General features: G+C 68.9%; 22 protein-coding genes. 13 read left to right on the top strand and 9 right to left on the bottom strand.

What is annotated here, in order from left to right; genetic code table 11:
• The first annotated feature begins 98 nt into the window (after window positions 1-98).
• Together NO931_RS17680 and NO931_RS17685 are read left to right on the top strand one after the other, a co-directional pair.
• Window positions 99-1,013, top strand: a complete 915-nt coding sequence (locus NO931_RS17680; RefSeq protein WP_256393684.1) for a hypothetical protein — start codon at window positions 99-101, stop codon at window positions 1,011-1,013.
• 93 nt (window positions 1,014-1,106) lie between these two features.
• Window positions 1,107-1,916, top strand: coding sequence for a class I SAM-dependent methyltransferase (locus NO931_RS17685; protein WP_256393685.1), 810 nt, complete (start codon window positions 1,107-1,109; stop codon window positions 1,914-1,916).
• A gap of 29 nt (window positions 1,917-1,945) precedes the next feature.
• On the opposite strand, the gene NO931_RS17690 is transcribed toward NO931_RS17685, so the two are convergent.
• On the bottom strand, window positions 1,946-3,001 hold the full coding sequence (locus NO931_RS17690; RefSeq protein ID WP_256393686.1) for a S66 family peptidase: 1,056 nt from the start codon (window positions 2,999-3,001) through the stop codon (window positions 1,946-1,948).
• 106 nt (window positions 3,002-3,107) lie between these two features.
• Here NO931_RS17690 and NO931_RS17695 point away from each other — a divergent pair, with 106 nt between their 5' ends.
• Window positions 3,108-4,958 carry a nucleotide-binding protein gene (locus NO931_RS17695; protein ID WP_256393687.1) on the top strand — a complete coding sequence of 617 codons (1,851 nt, stop codon included), beginning with the start codon at window positions 3,108-3,110 and terminating at the stop codon, window positions 4,956-4,958.
• A gap of 81 nt (window positions 4,959-5,039) precedes the next feature.
• Here NO931_RS17695 and NO931_RS17700 read toward each other — a convergent pair whose 3' ends face one another.
• Window positions 5,040-5,684 (bottom strand): DUF7095 family protein, encoded by a 645-nt coding sequence (locus NO931_RS17700; protein ID WP_256393688.1) that lies wholly within the window; start codon window positions 5,682-5,684, stop codon window positions 5,040-5,042.
• A 47-nt stretch (window positions 5,685-5,731) separates the two neighbouring features.
• Window positions 5,732-6,520, bottom strand: a complete 789-nt coding sequence (locus NO931_RS17705) for a formate/nitrite transporter family protein (protein ID WP_256393689.1) — start codon at window positions 6,518-6,520, stop codon at window positions 5,732-5,734.
• A gap of 122 nt (window positions 6,521-6,642) precedes the next feature.
• On the opposite strand from NO931_RS17705, the gene msrB reads away from it, so the two are divergent.
• Window positions 6,643-7,062, top strand: coding sequence for a peptide-methionine (R)-S-oxide reductase MsrB (gene msrB, locus NO931_RS17710; RefSeq protein WP_256393690.1), 420 nt, complete (start codon window positions 6,643-6,645; stop codon window positions 7,060-7,062).
• Window positions 7,063-7,131: 69 nt separating this feature from the next.
• On the opposite strand, the gene NO931_RS17715 is transcribed toward msrB, so the two are convergent.
• On the bottom strand, window positions 7,132-7,566 hold the full coding sequence (locus NO931_RS17715) for a bis(5'-nucleosyl)-tetraphosphatase (RefSeq protein WP_256393691.1): 435 nt from the start codon (window positions 7,564-7,566) through the stop codon (window positions 7,132-7,134).
• A 330-nt stretch (window positions 7,567-7,896) separates the two neighbouring features.
• Between NO931_RS17715 and NO931_RS17720 the strand changes: the two genes are divergently transcribed.
• The 3 genes from NO931_RS17720 (at window position 7,897) to NO931_RS17730 (ending at window position 10,259) form a co-directional block, all read left to right on the top strand.
• Window positions 7,897-8,226, top strand: a complete 330-nt coding sequence (locus tag NO931_RS17720) for an uS10/mL48 family ribosomal protein (RefSeq protein WP_256393692.1) — start codon at window positions 7,897-7,899, stop codon at window positions 8,224-8,226.
• 166 nt (window positions 8,227-8,392) lie between these two features.
• Window positions 8,393-9,694, top strand: a complete 1,302-nt coding sequence (locus tag NO931_RS17725; RefSeq protein ID WP_256393693.1) for an amidohydrolase — start codon at window positions 8,393-8,395, stop codon at window positions 9,692-9,694.
• Between the two features lie 133 nt (window positions 9,695-9,827).
• A complete protein-coding gene (locus NO931_RS17730) occupies window positions 9,828-10,259 on the top strand; it encodes a universal stress protein (protein WP_256393694.1) in 432 nt (143 codons plus the stop codon).
• A gap of 21 nt (window positions 10,260-10,280) precedes the next feature.
• Here NO931_RS17730 and NO931_RS17735 read toward each other — a convergent pair whose 3' ends face one another.
• Both NO931_RS17735 and NO931_RS17740 read right to left on the bottom strand, forming a co-directional pair.
• On the bottom strand, window positions 10,281-10,826 hold the full coding sequence (locus NO931_RS17735; protein ID WP_256393695.1) for a plastocyanin/azurin family copper-binding protein: 546 nt from the start codon (window positions 10,824-10,826) through the stop codon (window positions 10,281-10,283).
• Window positions 10,827-10,902: 76 nt separating this feature from the next.
• Window positions 10,903-12,273, bottom strand: a complete 1,371-nt coding sequence (locus tag NO931_RS17740) for a geranylgeranyl reductase family protein (protein ID WP_256393696.1) — start codon at window positions 12,271-12,273, stop codon at window positions 10,903-10,905.
• Window positions 12,274-12,490: 217 nt separating this feature from the next.
• Between NO931_RS17740 and NO931_RS17745 the strand changes: the two genes are divergently transcribed.
• The gene (locus NO931_RS17745; protein WP_256393697.1) at window positions 12,491-12,889 is read left to right on the top strand and encodes an acyl-CoA thioesterase; all 399 of its coding nucleotides are present in this window, start codon (window positions 12,491-12,493) and stop codon (window positions 12,887-12,889) included.
• Between the two features lie 90 nt (window positions 12,890-12,979).
• Complete coding sequence (locus tag NO931_RS17750) at window positions 12,980-13,318, top strand: 2Fe-2S iron-sulfur cluster-binding protein (RefSeq protein WP_256393698.1); 339 nt, start codon at window positions 12,980-12,982, stop codon at window positions 13,316-13,318.
• Between the two features lie 68 nt (window positions 13,319-13,386).
• On the opposite strand, the gene NO931_RS17755 is transcribed toward NO931_RS17750, so the two are convergent.
• Window positions 13,387-14,586, bottom strand: a complete 1,200-nt coding sequence (locus tag NO931_RS17755; RefSeq protein ID WP_256393699.1) for an MBL fold metallo-hydrolase — start codon at window positions 14,584-14,586, stop codon at window positions 13,387-13,389.
• 146 nt (window positions 14,587-14,732) lie between these two features.
• Here NO931_RS17755 and NO931_RS17760 point away from each other — a divergent pair, with 146 nt between their 5' ends.
• From NO931_RS17760 to NO931_RS17775, 4 genes are all read left to right on the top strand, one after another.
• Window positions 14,733-15,365, top strand: coding sequence for a rubrerythrin family protein (locus tag NO931_RS17760; protein ID WP_256393700.1), 633 nt, complete (start codon window positions 14,733-14,735; stop codon window positions 15,363-15,365).
• Window positions 15,366-15,440: 75 nt separating this feature from the next.
• Window positions 15,441-15,929, top strand: a complete 489-nt coding sequence (locus NO931_RS17765; RefSeq protein WP_256393701.1) for a YbhB/YbcL family Raf kinase inhibitor-like protein — start codon at window positions 15,441-15,443, stop codon at window positions 15,927-15,929.
• Window positions 15,930-15,997: 68 nt separating this feature from the next.
• Complete coding sequence (locus NO931_RS17770; RefSeq protein WP_256393702.1) at window positions 15,998-16,225, top strand: hypothetical protein; 228 nt, start codon at window positions 15,998-16,000, stop codon at window positions 16,223-16,225.
• A 435-nt stretch (window positions 16,226-16,660) separates the two neighbouring features.
• Window positions 16,661-17,428 carry a hypothetical protein gene (locus tag NO931_RS17775; RefSeq protein WP_256393703.1) on the top strand — a complete coding sequence of 256 codons (768 nt, stop codon included), beginning with the start codon at window positions 16,661-16,663 and terminating at the stop codon, window positions 17,426-17,428.
• On the opposite strand, the gene NO931_RS17780 is transcribed toward NO931_RS17775, so the two are convergent.
• Both NO931_RS17780 and NO931_RS17785 read right to left on the bottom strand, forming a co-directional pair.
• Complete coding sequence (locus NO931_RS17780; protein WP_256393704.1) at window positions 17,425-17,670, bottom strand: hypothetical protein; 246 nt, start codon at window positions 17,668-17,670, stop codon at window positions 17,425-17,427. The genes NO931_RS17775 and NO931_RS17780 overlap by 4 nt on opposite strands.
• Window positions 17,671-17,748: 78 nt before the next feature.
• Complete coding sequence (locus NO931_RS17785) at window positions 17,749-18,987, bottom strand: mandelate racemase/muconate lactonizing enzyme family protein (protein ID WP_256393705.1); 1,239 nt, start codon at window positions 18,985-18,987, stop codon at window positions 17,749-17,751.
• Window positions 18,988-18,998: the final 11 nt, after the last annotated feature.

An 18,998-nucleotide genomic window follows, 5' to 3' on the forward strand; every position in this document is an offset into this window, starting at 1 on the left:
CGAACGGCAACCGTACCCGGCGACCGCCATCTCCGGCGCGGCTACTCCCGCCGTTTGCCCCCGCATATTCATACCCTCCGGCGTCGAATCGGGTCGGTGTGTCGGACGGCGACGGCCGATTCGTCGGACGGCGGGAGATGCTGGCGGCGCTGGGCGCCGCCGCGCTCGGGCCGACGCTCGGCGACGTGGGGAAGATTTCCGACGAGCACCGGCCCAGCGCCGCGACCGCACCCGAGACGCCCGGCGCGACCACCGGGCCCGACGCCACGCTCCGGGTCCGGACCTACCCCCGGCTGGAACACTCCGCGGACCGCTGGAGCGGCTGGTCGGTCCCCACGCTGTCGGCCCACGGCGCGGTCGGCGACGCCCTCGACGCCGTCGCGACCTACGCCGGGGCCGAACGCGACGGGCTCGACCGGGTCGACTGGCAGCTCGACGCAGGCGCCGGGGTCGCCCTGCAGGGCGGCACGGACGCCCGGACGCTGGTCGAGGGGTTCCGCGAGACGATCCGCGAGCGCGGCGCCGGCGGCGGTGACGTCTGTCACCTCCTGCTGTGGTCCGAACCGCTCAACTACGAGGTCGGCTACGGCCTGGCGACCGGTTACGTCGGCGACGTGGACGCCGCATACGCGGTCGTCAACGTCGGCGCGACCGAGCGCTGGGACGGCCGCGGCGTCACGAAGAACATGGCGATTCACGAGGCCTTGCACCCGTTTCTCGACGACGCGGCCGCCGAGACGGTGATCGAAAACGACTGCTCGCACAACCTCGGAACCGTGCGCCGCGTCGGCGACGGCGTCGCCGAGGTGACGCCGATGGCGACATCCTACGCCGGCGGGCAAGGCCTGATCGGCGAGACGACCTGGCCGGGGAGCGGCTGTCGCGACCGCGCGGCGTTCTACCGCCACGACGGGGTCGACGGGATCGACCGCTGGCGTCACACGACCGAACTCAGCGCGGGGACGCTGGAGGCTGCCTCGCTGTACGTCGAGCGGAACTTGCGCGAGCGCTGATCGACACCCGACCGTCGACGAGGCGTCCGGCGGCGTCTCCCCGGGACGCCGTGAACCGCCCCGCTTAACTGCCAGCCGGTGCCACCGTCTTGCGTGCGCGAGTTCTCGGCCGACTACCTCAGCGACACCCGCGAGGGGATGTGGGACGACTCCCGAGCGGCGCTGGCGCCGCTGGAACTCGACCGGTGGGACTCGGTGCTCGACGTCGGCTGTGGCACCGGTGAACTCTCTGCGGTGCTCGCCGAGGAGACCGACGGCGAGGTGGTCGGCGTCGACGCCGACCCGTCGCTGCTCGCTGTGGCCCGCGAGCGCGTCCCGACGGTGGCCGGCGACGCGACGCGGCTCCCCTTCGCCGACGACTCGTTCGATCTGGTTGTCTGCCAGGCGCTGCTGATCAACCTGCCCGATCCCGCCGCCGCAGTTCGGGAGTTCGCTCGCGTGGCCCGCCACCGCGTCGCCGCGATCGAGCCCGACAACGGCGCCGTCTCCGTCGAGTCCAGCGTCGACGCCGAAGCCGCGCTCGCCGACCGGGCGCGCCGCGCCTACCTCGGCGGCGTCGGCACGGACGTGACGCTCGGCGCGGCCGGCACCCGCGAGGCGTTCGAGCGGGCCGGGATCGACGACCCGACGACGCGCCGGTACGACCACGTGCGCGTCGTCGAACCGCCCTACTCCGAGCGGGACGTCGACGCCGCCAAGCGCAAGGCGACGGGCGACGGTCTCGCCGACGACCTGCCGACGATGCTCGCCGGCGACCTCACCGAAGCGGAGTACGACGACCTCCGGAGCGAGTGGCGCGAGATGGGCCGCGAGGTCGTCGGGCAGATGGCCGACGGCGAGTATCGGCGCCGTGAGACGGTCCCCTTCTTCGTCACCGCCGGAGCGGTCGACGGCGACGACTGAAGCGTCGCGGCCGATCGCCCCCTCTCCGGCTACTCGAACGCGATGCGCTCGTGTTCGGCGTCGACGACGGCGTCCCTGCCGATCGGGACGGGCGCTGTCGGCGCGGTGTGCCCGAAGTCGACGCCGAACACGACCGGCGCGTCCGGGGCGTGCCGCCGGATCTCGTCGAGCATCGCCTCGCGGACGCGCTCGCGGTAGGCCGCCCGCTCGTCGGCGTCGCGCTCGACCGTCGGCGATCGGGCCCTGATGCGGCCGACGAGCACGGCGTCGAACCGTTCGAGCAGTCCGCGCTCGCCCAGTCCGAGCAGGGCCTGGCGAAGGTACCACGGTTCGGGTAGCTCCTCGGAGGTCTCTAGCAGCAGGACGCCGCCGTCCAGTCGCGCGGGATCCGGCAGGAACCGGTCGACCGAGAGCTGCAGGTCGACGATCTCGAACGAGCCGCCCCAGGTGACGCCCTCAACGCGCGTCTCGGGGCCGTGCCACGCCCAGCCCGGGTTGGGCTCGTGCTCCCTGCGGCGATCCAGAGTGTCCGGATCGCCCCAGTCGAGGTCGTCGTCTGTGAACTCCTCGGCCGGGCGTAGTTCCCCGAGGGCGTCCTCGAACAGCGCGCGTTCGAGGTACTCGACCGCGTACTCGTGCATCGACCCCTGCATCGCGAACGTCGTCATGAGATCGCCGCCGTAGAACGAGGCGATCCCCTCGCGCCAGAGATACGCCGCGAGGTTCGCGTTGTCGCTGGACCCGAAAAACCGAGTCGGGTGCTCGCGCAGCACGGCGGGATCGAGGTGATCGAGGATCCGCACCTGCTCGAACCCGCCGATCGTGGCGATCACCGCCGAAATATCGGAATCCCGGAACGCGTCCATCACGTCCTCGGCGCGCTCCTCGGGGTGGTCCTGCAGGTACTCCGTGGACTTCCGGGCGGTCGGGAACTCCACCGGTTCGAGGTCGAACACGTCGCGCAGGCGTTCGAGGCCGAGTTCGTACACGTGGGGGTACTCGGCTGCCAGCCCGGCCGACGGCGAGAGGATCGCGACTTCGTCGCCCCGCTCCGCTGCGGGCGGGAGGGTTGACGTCGACGGCATAGCTTCGTCTGCTTCCCGATCCCAGATAAATGCTCGCCCGCCACGGTGCACGAACCGCCAGGATGCGCACCACAATTTATTACGGGCGCCCGAGATGCAAACAGCGATGACCGGAAACGTCTACGCGATCGTCGGGGGCCGGGACGGCGTCGGGGCGACGACGACGGCCGTCGCGCTCGGGAGCTCGCTGGCCGAGCAGTCCCGCCGCGTCGCCGTGATCGACGCGGACTTCGAAGATGAGGGCGTCGGCGCGGCGCTCGATCTGGGCGAGCCCGACCTGACGCTCCGGGACGTCCTGCGGGGCGACGCCGATCTCGACGACGCGCTGGTCGAGACGGCCCACGGCCTCCGGGTGCTCCCGAGCGGCGACGCGGCACCCGCGCCGACGGACGTGCGCTCGCACGCGCTGGTCCGTGCCGCCGACCGCGTCCGCGAGCGCTTCGACGACGTCCTCGTCGATCTCGGCGCCGCGGGCGGCACTCCCGCCGCGATCGCCCTGGAGCGCGCGGACGGCGCACTCCTCACAGCAACGCCCCAGGACGACGCTATCGCGGGGGTTGCGGACGCGGCGACGGTCACGCGCTACCACGGCGCCGACGTGCTCGGAACTGTGTTCACCACAATCTCCGAGGGGGCCGAGGTCGACCACGAAGCCGCGGCCGAAGCCATCGGTACCGACGTGCTCGCGATGGTTCCCGAGGACGACGCCGTCGCCGAGAGCGCCGAGACGGGAACCTCGCTACTCCGCCACGACCCCGACAGCTCGGCGGCGATGGTGTACTGGGAACTCGCGAGCCGGCTCGCCGCCGGGGATTTGGGCGACGACCCGGTCGTTCACGAGCAACCCATCGGTGGGACGGACGAGCGATCGAGCGCTACAGCAGCCGAGCAGGACACCGAAGCGCAACGCGCTTCGAGCCCCGCTTCGCAGGCTCAGCAGAACGCCGACGAGCACAACTCGTCGAGCCCCGACTCGGCGTCGCCTCGTCGGGACGCCGAAGCGCAACGCGCTTCGAGCCCTGCCTCGACGTCGTCTCGGCAGGACGCCGCGGAACAGAGTTCCGCGAACCCCGACTCGGCGTCGCCTCGTCGGGACGCCGAAGCGCAACGCGCTTCGAGCCCTGCCTCGACTTCGTCTCGGCAGGACGCCGCGGAACAGAGTTCCGCGAACCCCGACTCGGCGTCGCCTCGTCGGGACGCCGAAGCGCAACGCGCTTCGAGCCCTGCCTCGACTTCGTCTCGGCAGGACGCCGAAGCGACTGGCGAACCCCGCGCGCCGGACCAGCCCTCGCAGGCACAGGACGACGCCGACCCGCGAGCGCAGCCAGCCGACGCCGCGGCGTCAGACGGCACGCCCGCCGAAACGGTGGCTGCGGACGACGGCGAGTCCGCTGCCGACGACGCCGCAGCGCAGCCGTCCGAACGAACGTCGAGAAACGAGTTTTCGTGGGACGAGGACTCGGCCGACGGCGATTCGTCGGCAGCGGACTCGTCGGACGACGATGGCGACGAGGGCGTCCCAGACGACGACGGAAGCGCCCTGAACGACGACGAAGACGCGCCGACCGACGACGAAGACGCCGATTTCGGGACTGCTGACGACGGTGCCCGTGCGATGGGCGCCCCGGTGGATGCCGAGACGGCCGACGTGACCGACGAGCAGAACGGGGAACGCGAGGCGACGGCCGGCGTTGCTGACGACCCGAGTGACGGCGTCGAGACCGACGCGCTCGACGACGAGGTCGACGCAGTCGACCACGAGCACGAGAACGCCGCTGGCGAGGACGACGGGGCTGTCGCTGACGAGGACGATGAGGACGAGATCGAAGCCGCGTTCAAGGCGACGATGGACAACGTCCGCGAGCAGCGCGAGAACGAGGACAGCGACGACGGCGACGAGGCTGTCGACGGCGACGCGGACGACGACGATGGCGGGATGTTCGGGATCGGAAACTGAGCGGAACGCGCTCGCCGGAACCGACGATCGCCCGAACGAGAGCGGTGATCATCGGATGGTGGTGAGAACAGCCTCGACGAGTCAGACGACGTCGCCGCGGACGGTTGCGCCCTCCTGGTCTGCGCGCCACTCGTGGAGCGCCTTCGCGGCGTCTTCGGCTTCGCCTTCGTCGAGGCCGAGCATCTCCAGCGACTCCGAGAGCGTCGGGAACGGTAGCTCGCTCTCGCGGAGCTTCCGCATCGCCTCGTCGCTGCGGGTCCCCTCGGCCCAGAGGCAGGCCGCCCGGGGATCGAGCAGTTGTTCCCAGGAGCTTCGAGCCTTCGCGCCTTCGAGCCGGCGAGTGACGTTGTCCTCGAAGCTGGCGTTGCAGACCTCCAGGTGGATCGGTTCGTCGTCCTCCAGCAGGTGCGCCGCGAGGCACTTCTCGGGCGCGGCGTGGCCGTTCGCGTTCGCGCGGAGATACTCCGGATGCTCGTCGGCCCAGTCTGCCCGCACGCTCTTGCCGACGCCCTCGATCCCGTGGGAGTCGACGAACTCCTGTTCGCGATCCGCTTCGCCGCCGAACAGCACGTCCTTGGTGAGATACACGTCCAGTCGGTCGATCGGATCTAACCCGAGCGCCACGTCGCCGTACACCCACACCTCCCTGACGGGGACCGGCATCCGCTCGGTCTCGACGGCGTCGACGATCTCGGTGGCGCGGTCGAGGGCCTCGCTCCTGTCCATGCGCGTGGTGTACCCGACGGGCGGCAAAAACGAGTTCGGTCCCGACGTCAGTCGTCGTCCTCGCGGGCGCCCATGGCCTGCGTGACGTGGGTCATCGTCACCAGCCCGAGCCCGCCGACGAGGTTCCCGGCGGTGACGACGACCGTCGTCCTGGCCAGCTCGGCGAGGCCGATCGGTGCGCCGAACGCGATGCCGAACATGACGTGCAGTATACTGACGATGACGTGGCTGAACGGTCCGAGCGTCAGCAAAAAGCCGACGAAGTACGCAATCAGGATGCGGCTCCCGGTGCTGTCGACCGCCGCGAGCATAAAGGATAGCAGCGTGACGAGCGCGCCGCCGGTGAACGCCTTCACGAACTCGGCGGCCGCGGATCGGTGGACGATATCCTCGGCGACGACTGTCAGCGCCTCCGGCGCTCCGTGGGGCAGCGCGCCCTCGACCGACAGCAGCCACACGAACGGGACGCCGCCGGCGAGGTTGAGCACGAAGGTGACGCTCCAGAGGCGAACGAGGGCTCCGACCATCCACGAATCGTCGTTCTCGACCGCCGCCGCGGCCGGATCGAAGAAGTTCTCGCTGAACAGTTCCGCACGGCCGACGATCAGGAACGTGAAGCCGATGCCGAACGCGAGCGCGCCGGCGATCGTCGCGAGGGCACCGAACTGCGGCTTGACGATCGCCTCGACGATGCCGAGCGCGGCGAAGCCAAAGACGATCGTGAACCCCGCGATGAAGCTGGTCGATACCAGCTCCAGCATCGACTGATCGAGGCGCCGCTTCCCTTCCTCGGCCGATCTTTCGAAGATCTCGGACGGGGTCGGTGCGCTCGACACACGAGAACCGTCAACGGAGGGCAAAAAAGTGACCGGGGCTAAACACGTTACGCGGCGACCGAGCGCACCGCGCCGACCAGCGACAGTACTTTCCTCGCGCGCGCCCAAACTCGGGCACGACAATGTCACAGGAGACTGCAGATGACCTGCCCGAGGACGACGAGGAGTGGCGCGAGCGGCTCGACGACGAGGAGTACCGCATCCTGCGCGAAGCCGGCACGGAGCCGAAGTTCAGCGGCGACCTGCTGGAGGTCAAAGACGACGGCAGCTTCGAGTGTGCCGGCTGCGGACAGGTGCTGTTCGACTCGGACACCAAGTTCAATTCGAACAGCGGCTGGCCGAGCTTCTACGACGTCGCCGACGAAGATAGCGTCGAGACGCGTCACGACGACAGCCACGGGATGGATCGTACGGAAGTGATCTGCTCGCGCTGCGGCGGCCACCTCGGCCACGTGTTCTCGGACGGCCCGGAGCCGACGGGGAAGCGCTACTGCATCAACTCCGCGGCGCTGGAGTTCGATTCCGAAGAGAGCGATAGCTAACGGCACACGGTCGCCGGTCGCGTCCGGCGGACGCCGTACCGGGGCTGGCAACGCGGTGAGCGCGGGGCGTCAGTCCTCGTCGTCGTCGCGTTCGTCGAGGAACACGTGGGCGTCCTCGAGGATCTCACGGGGGCCGTCCTGAGTGATCGTGTTGATCGCCTGTTCGTAGTCTCGCCACTGCAGATCCCGGTGTTCGTGGGACAGCTCCGCGCTGGCCTCGAACGACCGGGCCACGAACAGGTGGACCGTCTTGTGGATCGTCTCGCCGTTCGCCTCGAACACGTAGTCGTAGTCCTTGCGGAAGCCGTCGAGGAGCCGGAAATCGGAGATTCCCGCTTCCTCTTTGACCTCTCGGATGGCCGTCTGCTGGAGTTCCTCTTCGCCCTCGACGCCGCCCTTGGGGAACTCCCAGTCCCCGGGGCGACTCTTGAGGAGGAGGTACTCCCGGCGGCCGCGCGTGTCCCGGTAGAGGATCGCGCCCGCGCTCGTCGCTTCAACCGTCATTGCCCGTACGTAATCGGCCATCCGTTAAGTGAATATCGGACGGCGGACCGGTCGACCGATCGTGTGTCGCGGTCCGCGCCACCGCGGCGCACGGGCGGTCGACGCCGGTGGCACCGGAGCCCCGTGACAGGACGGCACAAAATACAGCTCCCCGACAGGACGGGTCCCGGTCCGGCCGATCGGCGTCCAGCCGAAGATGCGGCCCGCCCGGTCACGATCCCGAACGATCCGCGTGCCGTCCGGAGGTTCGGACGCCGTGCGAACCGCTCTCAGGCGTCTCGCGGGCGATAGGCGGATTTTTAGTCCCGGAGCATCGAAGAGTAGTCCACCATGACCTTCGTCACGAAGCTCCGACTCCAGAGCGGGGACCGCGCCGTACTCGACAGCGAAGTCGAGGACATCAAGGACACGGCCGAGCGAAAGGGCGCCGAACTCAAAGGCCCGCACTCCAAGACCACACAGCGCATGCAGGTGCCGCTGTCGAAGGACACGACCGGCGGCGGCCGCCTCGGCTCGTGGGACTACACCGTCTACAGCCGCGAAGTCGAGATCGTCGGTCACGACGACCTCGCGCGCCGGCTCGCGGCCCGCGAGTTCCCCGAACCGATCCACGTCGAGGTCGAAGTCGAGCAGATCACCCCCGTCGGCTCCGGCGCGTAAGCCGTCGTCACCCCTTCTTTCTACTCCTCTCGCTCGCTTCTCTCCCCGTCTCGCCCCACTCTGCTCTCCCGCTTCCTCGTCTCGCCACACTCCTCTCCCGCTTCCCCGTCTCTCCCATTCCTCCCTCGGGGGTGCTGTTAAGTACGCGCCGCGCCACGGCGTCGATATGAGCCAGAGCGCCGAGAGCGACCCGCTAGTGGCACTGCGACGCGACCTCCACCGCCGCCCGGAGCCCGCGTGGTGCGAGTTCTACACGACGGCCCGCATCGTCGAGGAGATCGAACGGATCGGCGTCGACGAACTCCACGTCGGCCCCGACGCCATCGCGCCCGAGCACCGCAGCGCAGTGCCCGACGACGCCGAACTCGACCGCTGGTACGCGCAGGCCGAGGACGCGCTGGCCGAGCGCGAAGGCAGCGACCCCGCCATCCTCGAACGGCTGCGCGGCGGGACGACCGGCGCCGTCGCCGTCCTGGAGCGCGGCGAGGGGCCGACGATCGGCCTCCGGGTCGATATCGACGCTCTGCCTCGCGAGGAAGCCGACGACGAGGACCACCATCCGGCTGCTGAGGGGTTCCGATCGATCCACGACGCGATGCACGCCTGCGGCCACGACGCCCACGCCACGATCGGCCTCGGCGTCCTCGAACGGATCGCCGACAGCGACTTTTCGGGCACGTTCAAGCTGTTCGTCCAGCCCGCCGAGGAGGTGATCGGCGGCGGCAGAGCGATGGCGAAGAGCGGCCACCTCGACGACGTCGACTACCTGCTGGCGATGCACATCGGCCTCGATCATCCGACCGGCGAGATCGTCGCCGGGATCGACGACTTCCTCGCCGTCTCGCACCTGACCGCCGAGTTCCGCGGCGAGTCGGCACACGCCGGAGCGGCCCCCAACGAAGGCCGGAACGCCAACCAGGCGCTCGCGACGGCCATCCAGAATCTCTACGCCATCCCGCGCCACGCCGACGGCGGGACCAGAGTGAACGCCGGCCGGATCGAGGGCGGCAGCGCTTCGAATATCATCGCGGAGCACGCGACCATCGAGGGCGAGGTGCGCGGCGAGACCTCCGAGTTGCGGGACTACATGCTGGAGAAAGCGGAGGGGGTGGTCGAGAACGCCGCCGCGATGCACGACTGCGAATCGACCGTCGACGTCGGACCGAGCGCGCCCAGCGCCGAGAGCGATCAGGCGCTCGTCGACGCCGTCGCCGCGGTCGCCCCGGGCGTCGCCGGCGTCGAGCACGTCGTCGAACGGGCGCCGCTGGGCGGCAGCGAGGACGCCACGTTCCTGATGCGCGAAGTGCAGGACAACGGCGGGCTGGCGGCGTACGTCGGCGTCGGCACGGACCATCCGGGCGGCCACCACACCGCGACGTTCGACGTCGACGAGGCGAGTCTGAGAATCGGCGTCGACGTGCTGGCCGACGCCGTCGATCGGATCGCGGAGTCCGATCCGCAGCGGTAGTCGGGACTGTGGCATCGTCAGTCAGCACGGATACTCCGTCCGGCGGGCACCCCGAGTTCGATCCTCTACTCGAGGCTATCTGTCACATCGGGTCGAACTACGCTTTTTGCCGCTCATTGAGTAGCACATCGACGTGTACCACGACATCCTGATCCCTACGGACGGGTCCGATGCGAGCCTGACAGCGCTGGACCACGGAACGGAGATCGCATCGAGTGTGGGGGCTACGGTGCATATCCTCCACGTCGTCGACGTCGGGACGGAGATGTCCGCGGCCGGTGCCGGTGAGATCGCGGACGACCTCACCGAAACGCTCGACGAGGAAGCGAAAGCGGCGCTCGATCAGGCCGAAACGATGGCCGACGAAGCCGGTGTCACGACCGAACAGGCCGTCCTCGAAGGGTTTCCGGAAGACGCAATCCACCAGTACAGCGCCGACAACGAGATCGACCTTATCGTGGTGGGGGAAAGCGAGGATTCGACCCTCACCGAACAACTGTTCGGTAGCACGACCGAGGACGTTCTCGAATCGACGACGACCTCGGTTCTGGTCGCTCGGGCGTGAGATAGGTCAAACCGCAACGATTCACTGCCGATCGTCGGTCACGACGACGTATCCTCGCATCCCGGCGCCTTCGTGAGGCTCACACACGTACTCGTAGGTTCCGGGCGTCTCGAAGGTGAACTCGTAGCCGTGGCCCTCGTCGCGGGCGTCGGCGTCGCCGGACCAGTCGGCACCGGCGGGCTGGTCGATCGGCGTGACGCTGTGGCCGTCGGAGTCCCAGAGCCACCTGACGAGCGTTCCGGGTGTGATCCGCACCGCGTCGGGCTCGAAGATCCGATCGCCGTCCGGGCCGACCACGATCGTGCCCCGTTCCTCGCCAGTCCAGTCGACGGGCTCGGGCATCGTCGGCGTCTCGTCGGCCCCGGTCGAGTTGCCGTCGTCGGCGTCAGTTGCGTTTCCGTCGCCGATCGCGTTTTCGGCGTCGTCCGCGGACTCGTTCGCAGGGGCGGTCCCGTTTTCCGCGGGTCCGTCGGCGTCGTCCGCGCCGCCCGAACAGCCGGCGAGCGCCAGCGTGCCGGCCGATCCCGCCGCGGCCAGCAGTCGGCGACGAGTGGGGCTGCGATGCATCTGCACGCCGGTTGGCGCGCCCGTCACAAAAAGTATCGCGTCCGTAGGGGACGCCGCGGTCGCCGGACGCCGCCGCTCAGTACTTCGGCTCGGCGCCGGTCGTCTCGTAGACGCGGTCCATCAGGTCGTCGCGGCGGGACTGCCAGGCCGGGAACCCCTCGGGGCTGGAGGGGTAGGACTCGTAGTGATCGAGGATGGCGTCGGCGCGCTGTTTCGTCTGGTAGAGGTTGTAGATGTCGCCCCAGTAGCCGAAGCTCTTGATCGCCGTCTTGAGCTTCAGCGAGAGGGGGACCGACGTCGAGCCGGCGTACAGCGACTCGGCGATCTTTTCACCTGGGAGCGCCGCAAGCAGCCCCATCATCTCGTCGGTGTCGACCGCCGTCGAGAGGATGTTGTACACGTCCAGCGCGGCGTATCTGGCGCCGAAGTGGTCCATCACGCGCTCGTTGTACTCCCAGAGCGCTTCTTCGGTGGGGCCGCCGTTGGCGAGCGCGTCGATCGCAGTTTCGGCGGCGTACTGGCCCGCGTATGCTGCACCGGCGATGCCGCCGCCCGTGGTGGGGTTGACGTGCCCCGCTGCGTCGCCGACGGCGACGAAGCCGGGCGCCACCGCGGAATCGTAGGGGCGCCGGGTGGGCAGCGCGGCGCCGAGCTTGTCCTCGACCTCGGCGCCCTCGAACTCCTCGCGCTCGCGCAGGTCGCCCTTCAGATCGTCGACGAGCTGCATCGGCTCCTCGGTCATCTGGAAGCCGAGTCCGGCGTTGATTTCGGTGTCGGTCCGCGGGAAGTACCAGAGGTAGCCCGCGGCGCGCTCGGTGGGCTTGAACACCAGCGCGTCGTCCCACTCGACGGGCTCGTCGACGTGGACGATCTCGCGGTACGCCGAGCAGAACTGCGAGTAGTCGACGTTCGTGTCGAACGTCGCGCCTTCCAGATCGGCCTTGTCCTGCAGGATCGACAGCGCCCCGGCGGCGTCGACGACGATCTCGGCCTCGTAGGTGACGGGGTCGCCCTTCCGGATCGCGTCGACGCCGGTGACGCGGCCGTCGTCGTCCTGGTTGACGTCCTGAACGACCGTGTCGTAGTGGAACTCGGCGCCGGCGTCCTCGGCGCCCTCGATGATCAGGCGGCCGTACTCCCAGCGGTCGATGACGGCGAGCTCGCCCGGCACGGGGATCTCCAGAACCGTGTCTTCCTGCGGAATCTCGAAGCGCCCGTGGTCGACGCCGGTGTTAGTGAACGCGGATTCGATCTGCGACTTGGGGATGGCGTCGGGGAACGCCGAGGCGCCCTTGAGCGCGTCGCCGCAGGCGATGTGACCCGCCTCTTCGGCGTCCTTGCGCTCGACGACGACGGCGTCGTGGCCGGCGCGGGCGGCCGTCGCCGCGGCGTAACAGCCGGCGGTCCCGGCGCCGACGACGACGAAGTCGTACTGCGTTGTGGTCATGCAATCTGGTCGGCCCCCCACCGTGAAAACCTTTTTTCTGTCGCCGCGCTGATGCCGGAATCCGAGTTCGCCCGTCGCACCTCTTCGCGGACGCCGACGCGGCCGTCGTGCAGACGTCCCTCAGTGCGGCCGTCGTGCAGACGCCCCTCCAGCGCGGGCGGCGCCGACGCCGCCGCGGCGCGGAAGACATTAGTTCGACAGCGGCGTCCGAACGGACGTGACCGAGTACGGATACAGCGCGACGATCGAACCGCGCTACCGCGACATCGACACCTACGAGCACGTCAACCACGCGGTTCACGTGACCTACATGGAGGAAGCACGGATGCGGTTCTTCCGGGACGTCGTCGGCCAGCTCCGGATCGACACGGTGATCGCCAACCTCGAACTCGACTACGAGCACCCGATCCAGCTGCCCGACAGCGTGGAGGTCGGCGTCGGCGTCGTCGACGTCGGTGAGACGAGCCTCACGCTCGCCTACGACATCCGCGCGAACGGCGAGCCCGCGGCGTCGGGCCGAACGACGCAGGTGATCGTCGACGAGGACGGTCGCCCGACGCCCCTGCCCGAGGAGTGGCGGGACGCGCTGGAAGCGCACCGGATCGACGCCGAGTGATCGCTGCGACGACGCCGCGCAATTCCGTTGATTTCGACAGGACAGATTGGTGATAAAGAGTTTTAGGGAGGTCTTGCGTAGCCACGGAGTATGACCGACTACACCGTCGAGTTCGTCGGCACCGGCGAGGAGATCACGGTGTCCGACAAGGAGACCATCCTGAGCCGCTGCATCGAGGCGGGGATCGCCCAGGAGTACTCCTGCCGCGTCGGGATGTGTCTCGCCTGCTCCGCGAAGATCGAGGAGGGTGAGGTCACCCAGCCCGCCGCGCGCGGCCTCACCGAGGAGGAAGCCGAAAACTACGCGCTGACCTGCATGGCTCGCCCGCAGTCGGACCTCAAGCTCGACCGCGGGAAGTACCCGCCGAGTATCGAGGGCGACGTCGAAGCCGCGGGCGATCACGACGCGACCGCTGCGGCGGACGACTGACGCCGCCGCGACCGCTGCGGCCGCCGCTCTCCGGTCTCACCGTCTCTCATTTTCGACAGGTAGCGCCGTCAGTCGGCGTCCGCCACGGCGCAGTTGTTCGGGCCGAGTTCGACCTCGAACGCCTCGTCGTCGGCCAGTTCGTCGCGCCCGAGATTCGTCGCGACGATCCGCTCGTGGTTGGCCGGCCGCGGCGGCAGGTTTTCGACCGTGAACTCGACGAACGCCTCGCGGTCCAGCGACAGCGCGTCGAGCCGATCCGCCAGATCGCCGAGCCGCGCCGCGAACGTGCCGTCCTCGCCCGCCTCGTCGGCGTCGCCGTAGTGGCCCGGCGCGACCAGAGTGGTTTCGGGGAGTCCGAGCACGCGCTCGTGGAGCGTGTCGTAGAGATCGGCGGCGAGGCCGCGCGCACCGTCTGCGCCCTTGCCTCGCGGCGCTGCCGCTCGGCCTTCCGCGGCGCGCGGCGCCGCGCTTTCCAGGTCGGGTCGCCCGACGCCGCCGAGGAACAGCGCGTCGCCCGAAAACAGCACCGCATCGAGCTGCAGGACACACAGCTCGCTGGTGTGGCCCGGCGCGTGGATCGCTTCGAGAGCGGCGTCGCCGACCGCGATTCGTTCGCCGTCGTCGTACAGGGTCGCGTCGAACGCCAGCCCCCGCTCCTTCGCGCCGGCCGGAAGCCACACTTCGGCGTCCGCGGCGTCGGCCAGCGCCCGGGCACCGCTGACGTGGTCGGCGTGGACGTGCGTGTCGACGGCCGCGACGAGGTCGGCGCCGAGGTCGCGGGCGTCCTCGACGTACCGGTCGGCAAACGCCCGCAGCGGATCGATCACCGCGGCCTCGCCGCCGCTCACGACCATGTAGCTCAGGCAGCCGCTGGCGGGGCGCCGGTACTGGTACACGTCGGCGTCTCCGGCGTCCGCCCCGAACGCTTCCCGGACGTACACGCGCGCCCAGCCGTTCATTCCCTCGGCGAGGTTGACGGCGTCGACGCCGGCATCGCGTAGCTGTTCCGCGATCTCGTCGCTGGCGGCGCCGCGCGCGCAGACGGCGACGATCGGCTCCCCGAGGTCCTCGACCAGCTCGGCCGTAGTGCCGTTGATCTCGGCCTGGACGAACCGCATCTCCGGGATCTGGGCGGCGTCGACGCCGGGACCGTCGATCCGCCAGGTCTCGAACTCGTCGCGGTCCCGCAGGTCCAGCACGCTCACCGATTCGCCGCCCCGGATGCGCTCGTGGAGCTGCTCGGGCGAGATCGCGTCGTCTGCGCTCATATCCGAGTCTACGGCCGCGACCGGTAAGTCATTCCCGCCCAGCGGCGTCCTCGTCAGCGCAGTCGGCGGCGCCGACCGCCGGGCGGTGTCCGGTGGTCGCTGCGCGCGCAGCAAGCTTGAACTCCGGGGCGCCCGACAGTTGGAGCATGAACGCAGCCGAGTTCCGCGAGTCCGTCGAGTCCGAGAAGGCCAGCCAGCTTGACCGGCTCGGGTCGTCGAAGCTCTTGATCGCGCTGACCGACGGCGACCTCGACGAGCGGCCGGTGCTCGAATCGGCCGCCGACAGCGAGCGCTCGGCCCTGACGACGTTCTCGGAGTGGGCCGACGACGAGTCGCACGACGCCGCTCGCGAGGCGTTCGCCGACGCCGCCGACCAGGAGCGACGCCACCTCGACCTCGTCGCCGACGAGATCGAGGGCGAGTACGATCCGGGCGACGGCGGCCCGATGCACGCCTATCTCCGCGGGCGCGAGGAGACGATCGAGCGCGTCGCGGCGGGGATGGTCGGGCGCTCGATGGTGAGCGTCCGCGCGCACACGCAGGTGATCAGCTTCTTCGTCAACGAGGCTGACGAGGCCCGTGCCGACCTGTTTCGCGACCTCAAGACCGACACGCGGGGGACGCTCGACGCCGGACTTGAACTCCTCGACGAACTGTGCGACGGCGACGAGGACTGGGAGCGCGCCGAGATGGTCGCCGGCTACGTGATCCAGGTGGCCTACGACGACTACGTCGACGCGCTCTCGGAGCTCGGCGTCGAGCCGAAGTCGCTGTGCTGAGCGCGGCGACGCCGCCGACGCTCTCGGGGCCGGGCTTTTGGTCTATCGCTCCCGACGTTCGAATTGGGTGTGATCATGTCTGACACGCCGGCTCACGGCGACGCCGATCCGACCGGAGAGCTGACGCTGACCAGTCCGGCGTTCGAGAACGGCGAGTCGATTCCGGAACGGTACAGCCGGGACGGACGGGACGTCAACCCGCCGCTGTCGATTGCGGGGGTTCCCGAGGCCACCGTCTCGCTCGCGCTGGTCGTCGACGACCCGGACGCCAGGGCGCCCGCCGGGAAAGTGTGGACCCACTGGCTCGTCTGGAATCTCGATCCCGGCCGCGAGTCGATCCCCGAGGACTGGGACGCGGACGCCGCCGAAGGGATCAACGACTTCGGCGAGGTCGGTTACGGCGGCCCGTCGCCGCCCGACGGCGAGCACACCTACCGGTTCAAGCTGTACGCGCTCGACGAGGAGCTCGGCCTGACCCCCGGCGCCACGAAGGGCGAACTCGGCGCCGCGATGGAGGGGTCGGTGCTCGCCCGGACGCAGCTCGCGGGAACGTTCGCTCCCTGATCGGGGCTAAACGATTGGGGACACGTCCCAAGTGCGCGGCCCGACGAGTGCCAACCGGGGGAGACACGATGGCAGAAGACAATCAGGACAGAGCACGGGAGTACGAGGCGGAACGGGAGAAAGAGGCCGAACAGGAACTCGAACGGGTCGACGAGGACGAGAGCGACTCGGAGGGCGCGGCGCCAGAGGACCAACAGGAGATGCCGAACGAACAACAGCGCGACGAGTGGGAAAAAGGCGACGAGGAGCCGCCGGACGAGGTACGGGAGGCGATGGACGAGGCGGCCGAGGAGTGACGTCGCGGCCGGATCGGCGTCAGCGCGGGGTCGGAGAGCACGCGTTTTCGGTCGGCCGCGAGGGGGAGCAGCCGGACGGTCGAGAGCAGACTGCGAGAGACGCCGCTCCGGCCGACCGCGACGGCCGGAGCCGCATCGAGAGAACGTCAGATGGCCGCAGGGACCGGGGAGAGAGGGGTCCGCAGGCGAGCGGTCGACGCGACCGAACCCGTGCCAGCGCCGCCGGGGAGGTGCCGGCGGCCAGGCGCGTCGGTACCCTGAACATGCCCACGGGATCGACGCTGCACGCGTCGACCGGTCGTAGCCGAGCGACGCTGACGTAGTAAACGTATCTGCGGAATTTCGAGCTTTGGTTGCGCGATTATTTCGCGTGTCGGCGAGTTTCGCACGGCAACAGTCAGCAATATTTACTTGTTGGATGTCGAACTGCTTGGCGTGTCCTCTCGAAGTCTCCTGACGCCGCTGCGTCGGGATGCCCTCCTCGTGCTGCTCGCGATCGGCCTGCTCGCCACGCCGCTCTGGGCCCCGCTGGACGATTTCGGCGACGAGACGCACACGTACGACCGGCGCGGCGTCGTCATCGACGACCGGTACGGCATCACCTACGCCGGCGACGCGGCGCGAGAGCCGGTCGGTCCGGTCAGCAACGAGATTGCTTGTAGTAGCGCGCTGTATCGACAACCCCGAGCGTGCGCCTTCGAGGAGTTGCTCGTCGGGAACGAAACCGTCCCGACGGAGCGGTACACGACCGGTGCCACGCCCCAGATCACGCCCGGACAGTACCGCTACGTCCAGATAAACGGCTCCGTCTATGCAACAACGTACGTCGTCAACGAGTCCGCCACCGCACACGGCGGGTTACACAGAGTCGAACTCGCGCTCGACCCGGCGTCGGCACCCGACGTTCTCGAGCGAGTCTCGCTCGACGCCACGGGCGAGCACTCCGGCGTCTCGGAGACCGTCGCCGAAGTCGCGCGCGAGGGATCGGTGACCGTCCACGACGAACTCGAGGTTCCACAGACGCCGATCCAACTCGACAACGGTCGATACTACCGCGTCTACCAGAACGGCCAGCGTCCGCCCCAGGCGAGCAAACAGCTCTTCGCGATCCTGTTCGAGGCGTTCGGCGTGGTCGCCGGACTGTTCGTCGTCTCTCGCCTCGCCCGCAGCTTCGAGGTGTCCTACGTCGGTGCCGAGCGCTAACTGCGCGTGTCGCGGTTGACCGTCAGCGCGTCGTAGGCCGTGTAGATGCCCGCCGGAACTACGATCGCCCATCCGGCGTACGACAGCGGGGCTGGCTGGAGAAGTGCGAGATACATTCCGGCCAGCAGCGCGACGCTCGCGACCAGTCGCGCGACGATCCGTCCGAGCGTCAGGTCGTGGAAGAAGTACTCCACGAACGGGTCGACGAAAACGCTCGTCAGGAGGTCGTAGAGGAGCGACATACCGCTACGTGTTCGCTATCCGATAAAAAATTTCTGGCGCGAGCGACCCGAACCGCTACGCTGCCAGTCCGAAGGGTTTCAGGCTTCGTCGAAGAGGGTTTCGCCCTCGACCATGTGCTCCTCGACGGCGTCCATGTCGAGCGTCAGGCCGAGACCGGGCTCCTCGGGGATCTCGATGTAACCGTTCTCGATGACGTCCTCCTCGACGAGGTCCTCCCACCAGCCGAGTTCGTAGGAGTGGTACTCGACGGCGAGCGAGTTCGGAATCGACGCGCCGACGTGGGCGCTTGCCATCGTCGCGATCGGCGAGGAGACGTTGTGCATCGCGACGGGGATGTAGTACTGGTTCGCGACGTCGGCGATCTTGCGCGTCTCGCGCATGCCGCCGACCTTGGGCATGTCGGGCGCGATCATGTCGACGGCCTGATTCTCGATCAGGCGTCGCTCCTCGGTGACGCGGTAGCGGTTCTCGCCGACGGTGATCGGCGTCGTCGTGGACTTGGTGACTTCCTCCTGCACGTCGAGGTTCTCCGGCGGGACGGGGTCTTCGAGCCACCAGACGTCGTAGTCCTCGATGGCGTCCGCGAGGCGCTTTGCCGAGCCGCCCGAGAACGTCCAGTGGCAGTCGAAGGCCACGTCGGCCTCGTCTTTGACTTCCTCGGTGACTTTCTCGACGATCTCGGCCTTGTGGCGGATCTCGCCGGGGCGCAGGTGGCGGTTCGCGCGGTCTTTCTCCAGCCCGGAAGGGACGTCGAGGTCGAACTTCAGGGCGTCGTAGCCCAGTTCGTCGACGACGCGGCGCGCTTCCTCGGCGCAGGCCTCGGGGTCGGCCTCCTCCTCGGTGTGACAATCACAGTAGACGCGCATCTCGTCGCGGTACTTGCCGCCCAGCAGCTGGTAGGCGGGGACTTCCAGAATCTTGCCGGCGAGGTCGTGGAGCGCGACCTCGATGCCGGCGATGGCGGTGATCGTGACGCCCTCGACGCTCCCCTCGCCGGACATCTTCTGAACGAGGTGCTCGTAGAGCCGGTCGATGTCCAGCGGATTCTCTCCGATGACGAACGGCTTCATGCGCTCGATCAGTTCGGGGACGCCGGCGCCCCAGTAGGCTTCGCCGGTACCGACGATGCCCGCGTCAGTGTAGATTCGGACGAGCGTCCACGGGAAGTTCCCGTCGACCATCGTCGTCTGGACGTCCGTGATCTCGACGTCGCGGCCGCCGCCGCGCTCGTTGGTGACGCCCATCGTTTCCGAGGAGAGTTCCCGCATCGTGTACTCCGCGTTCGGATCGTGAAGATCCTCGTAGTTCACACCCATGGGCCCCCTTC

It is taken from the genome of Natronoarchaeum rubrum, assembly GCF_024494695.1.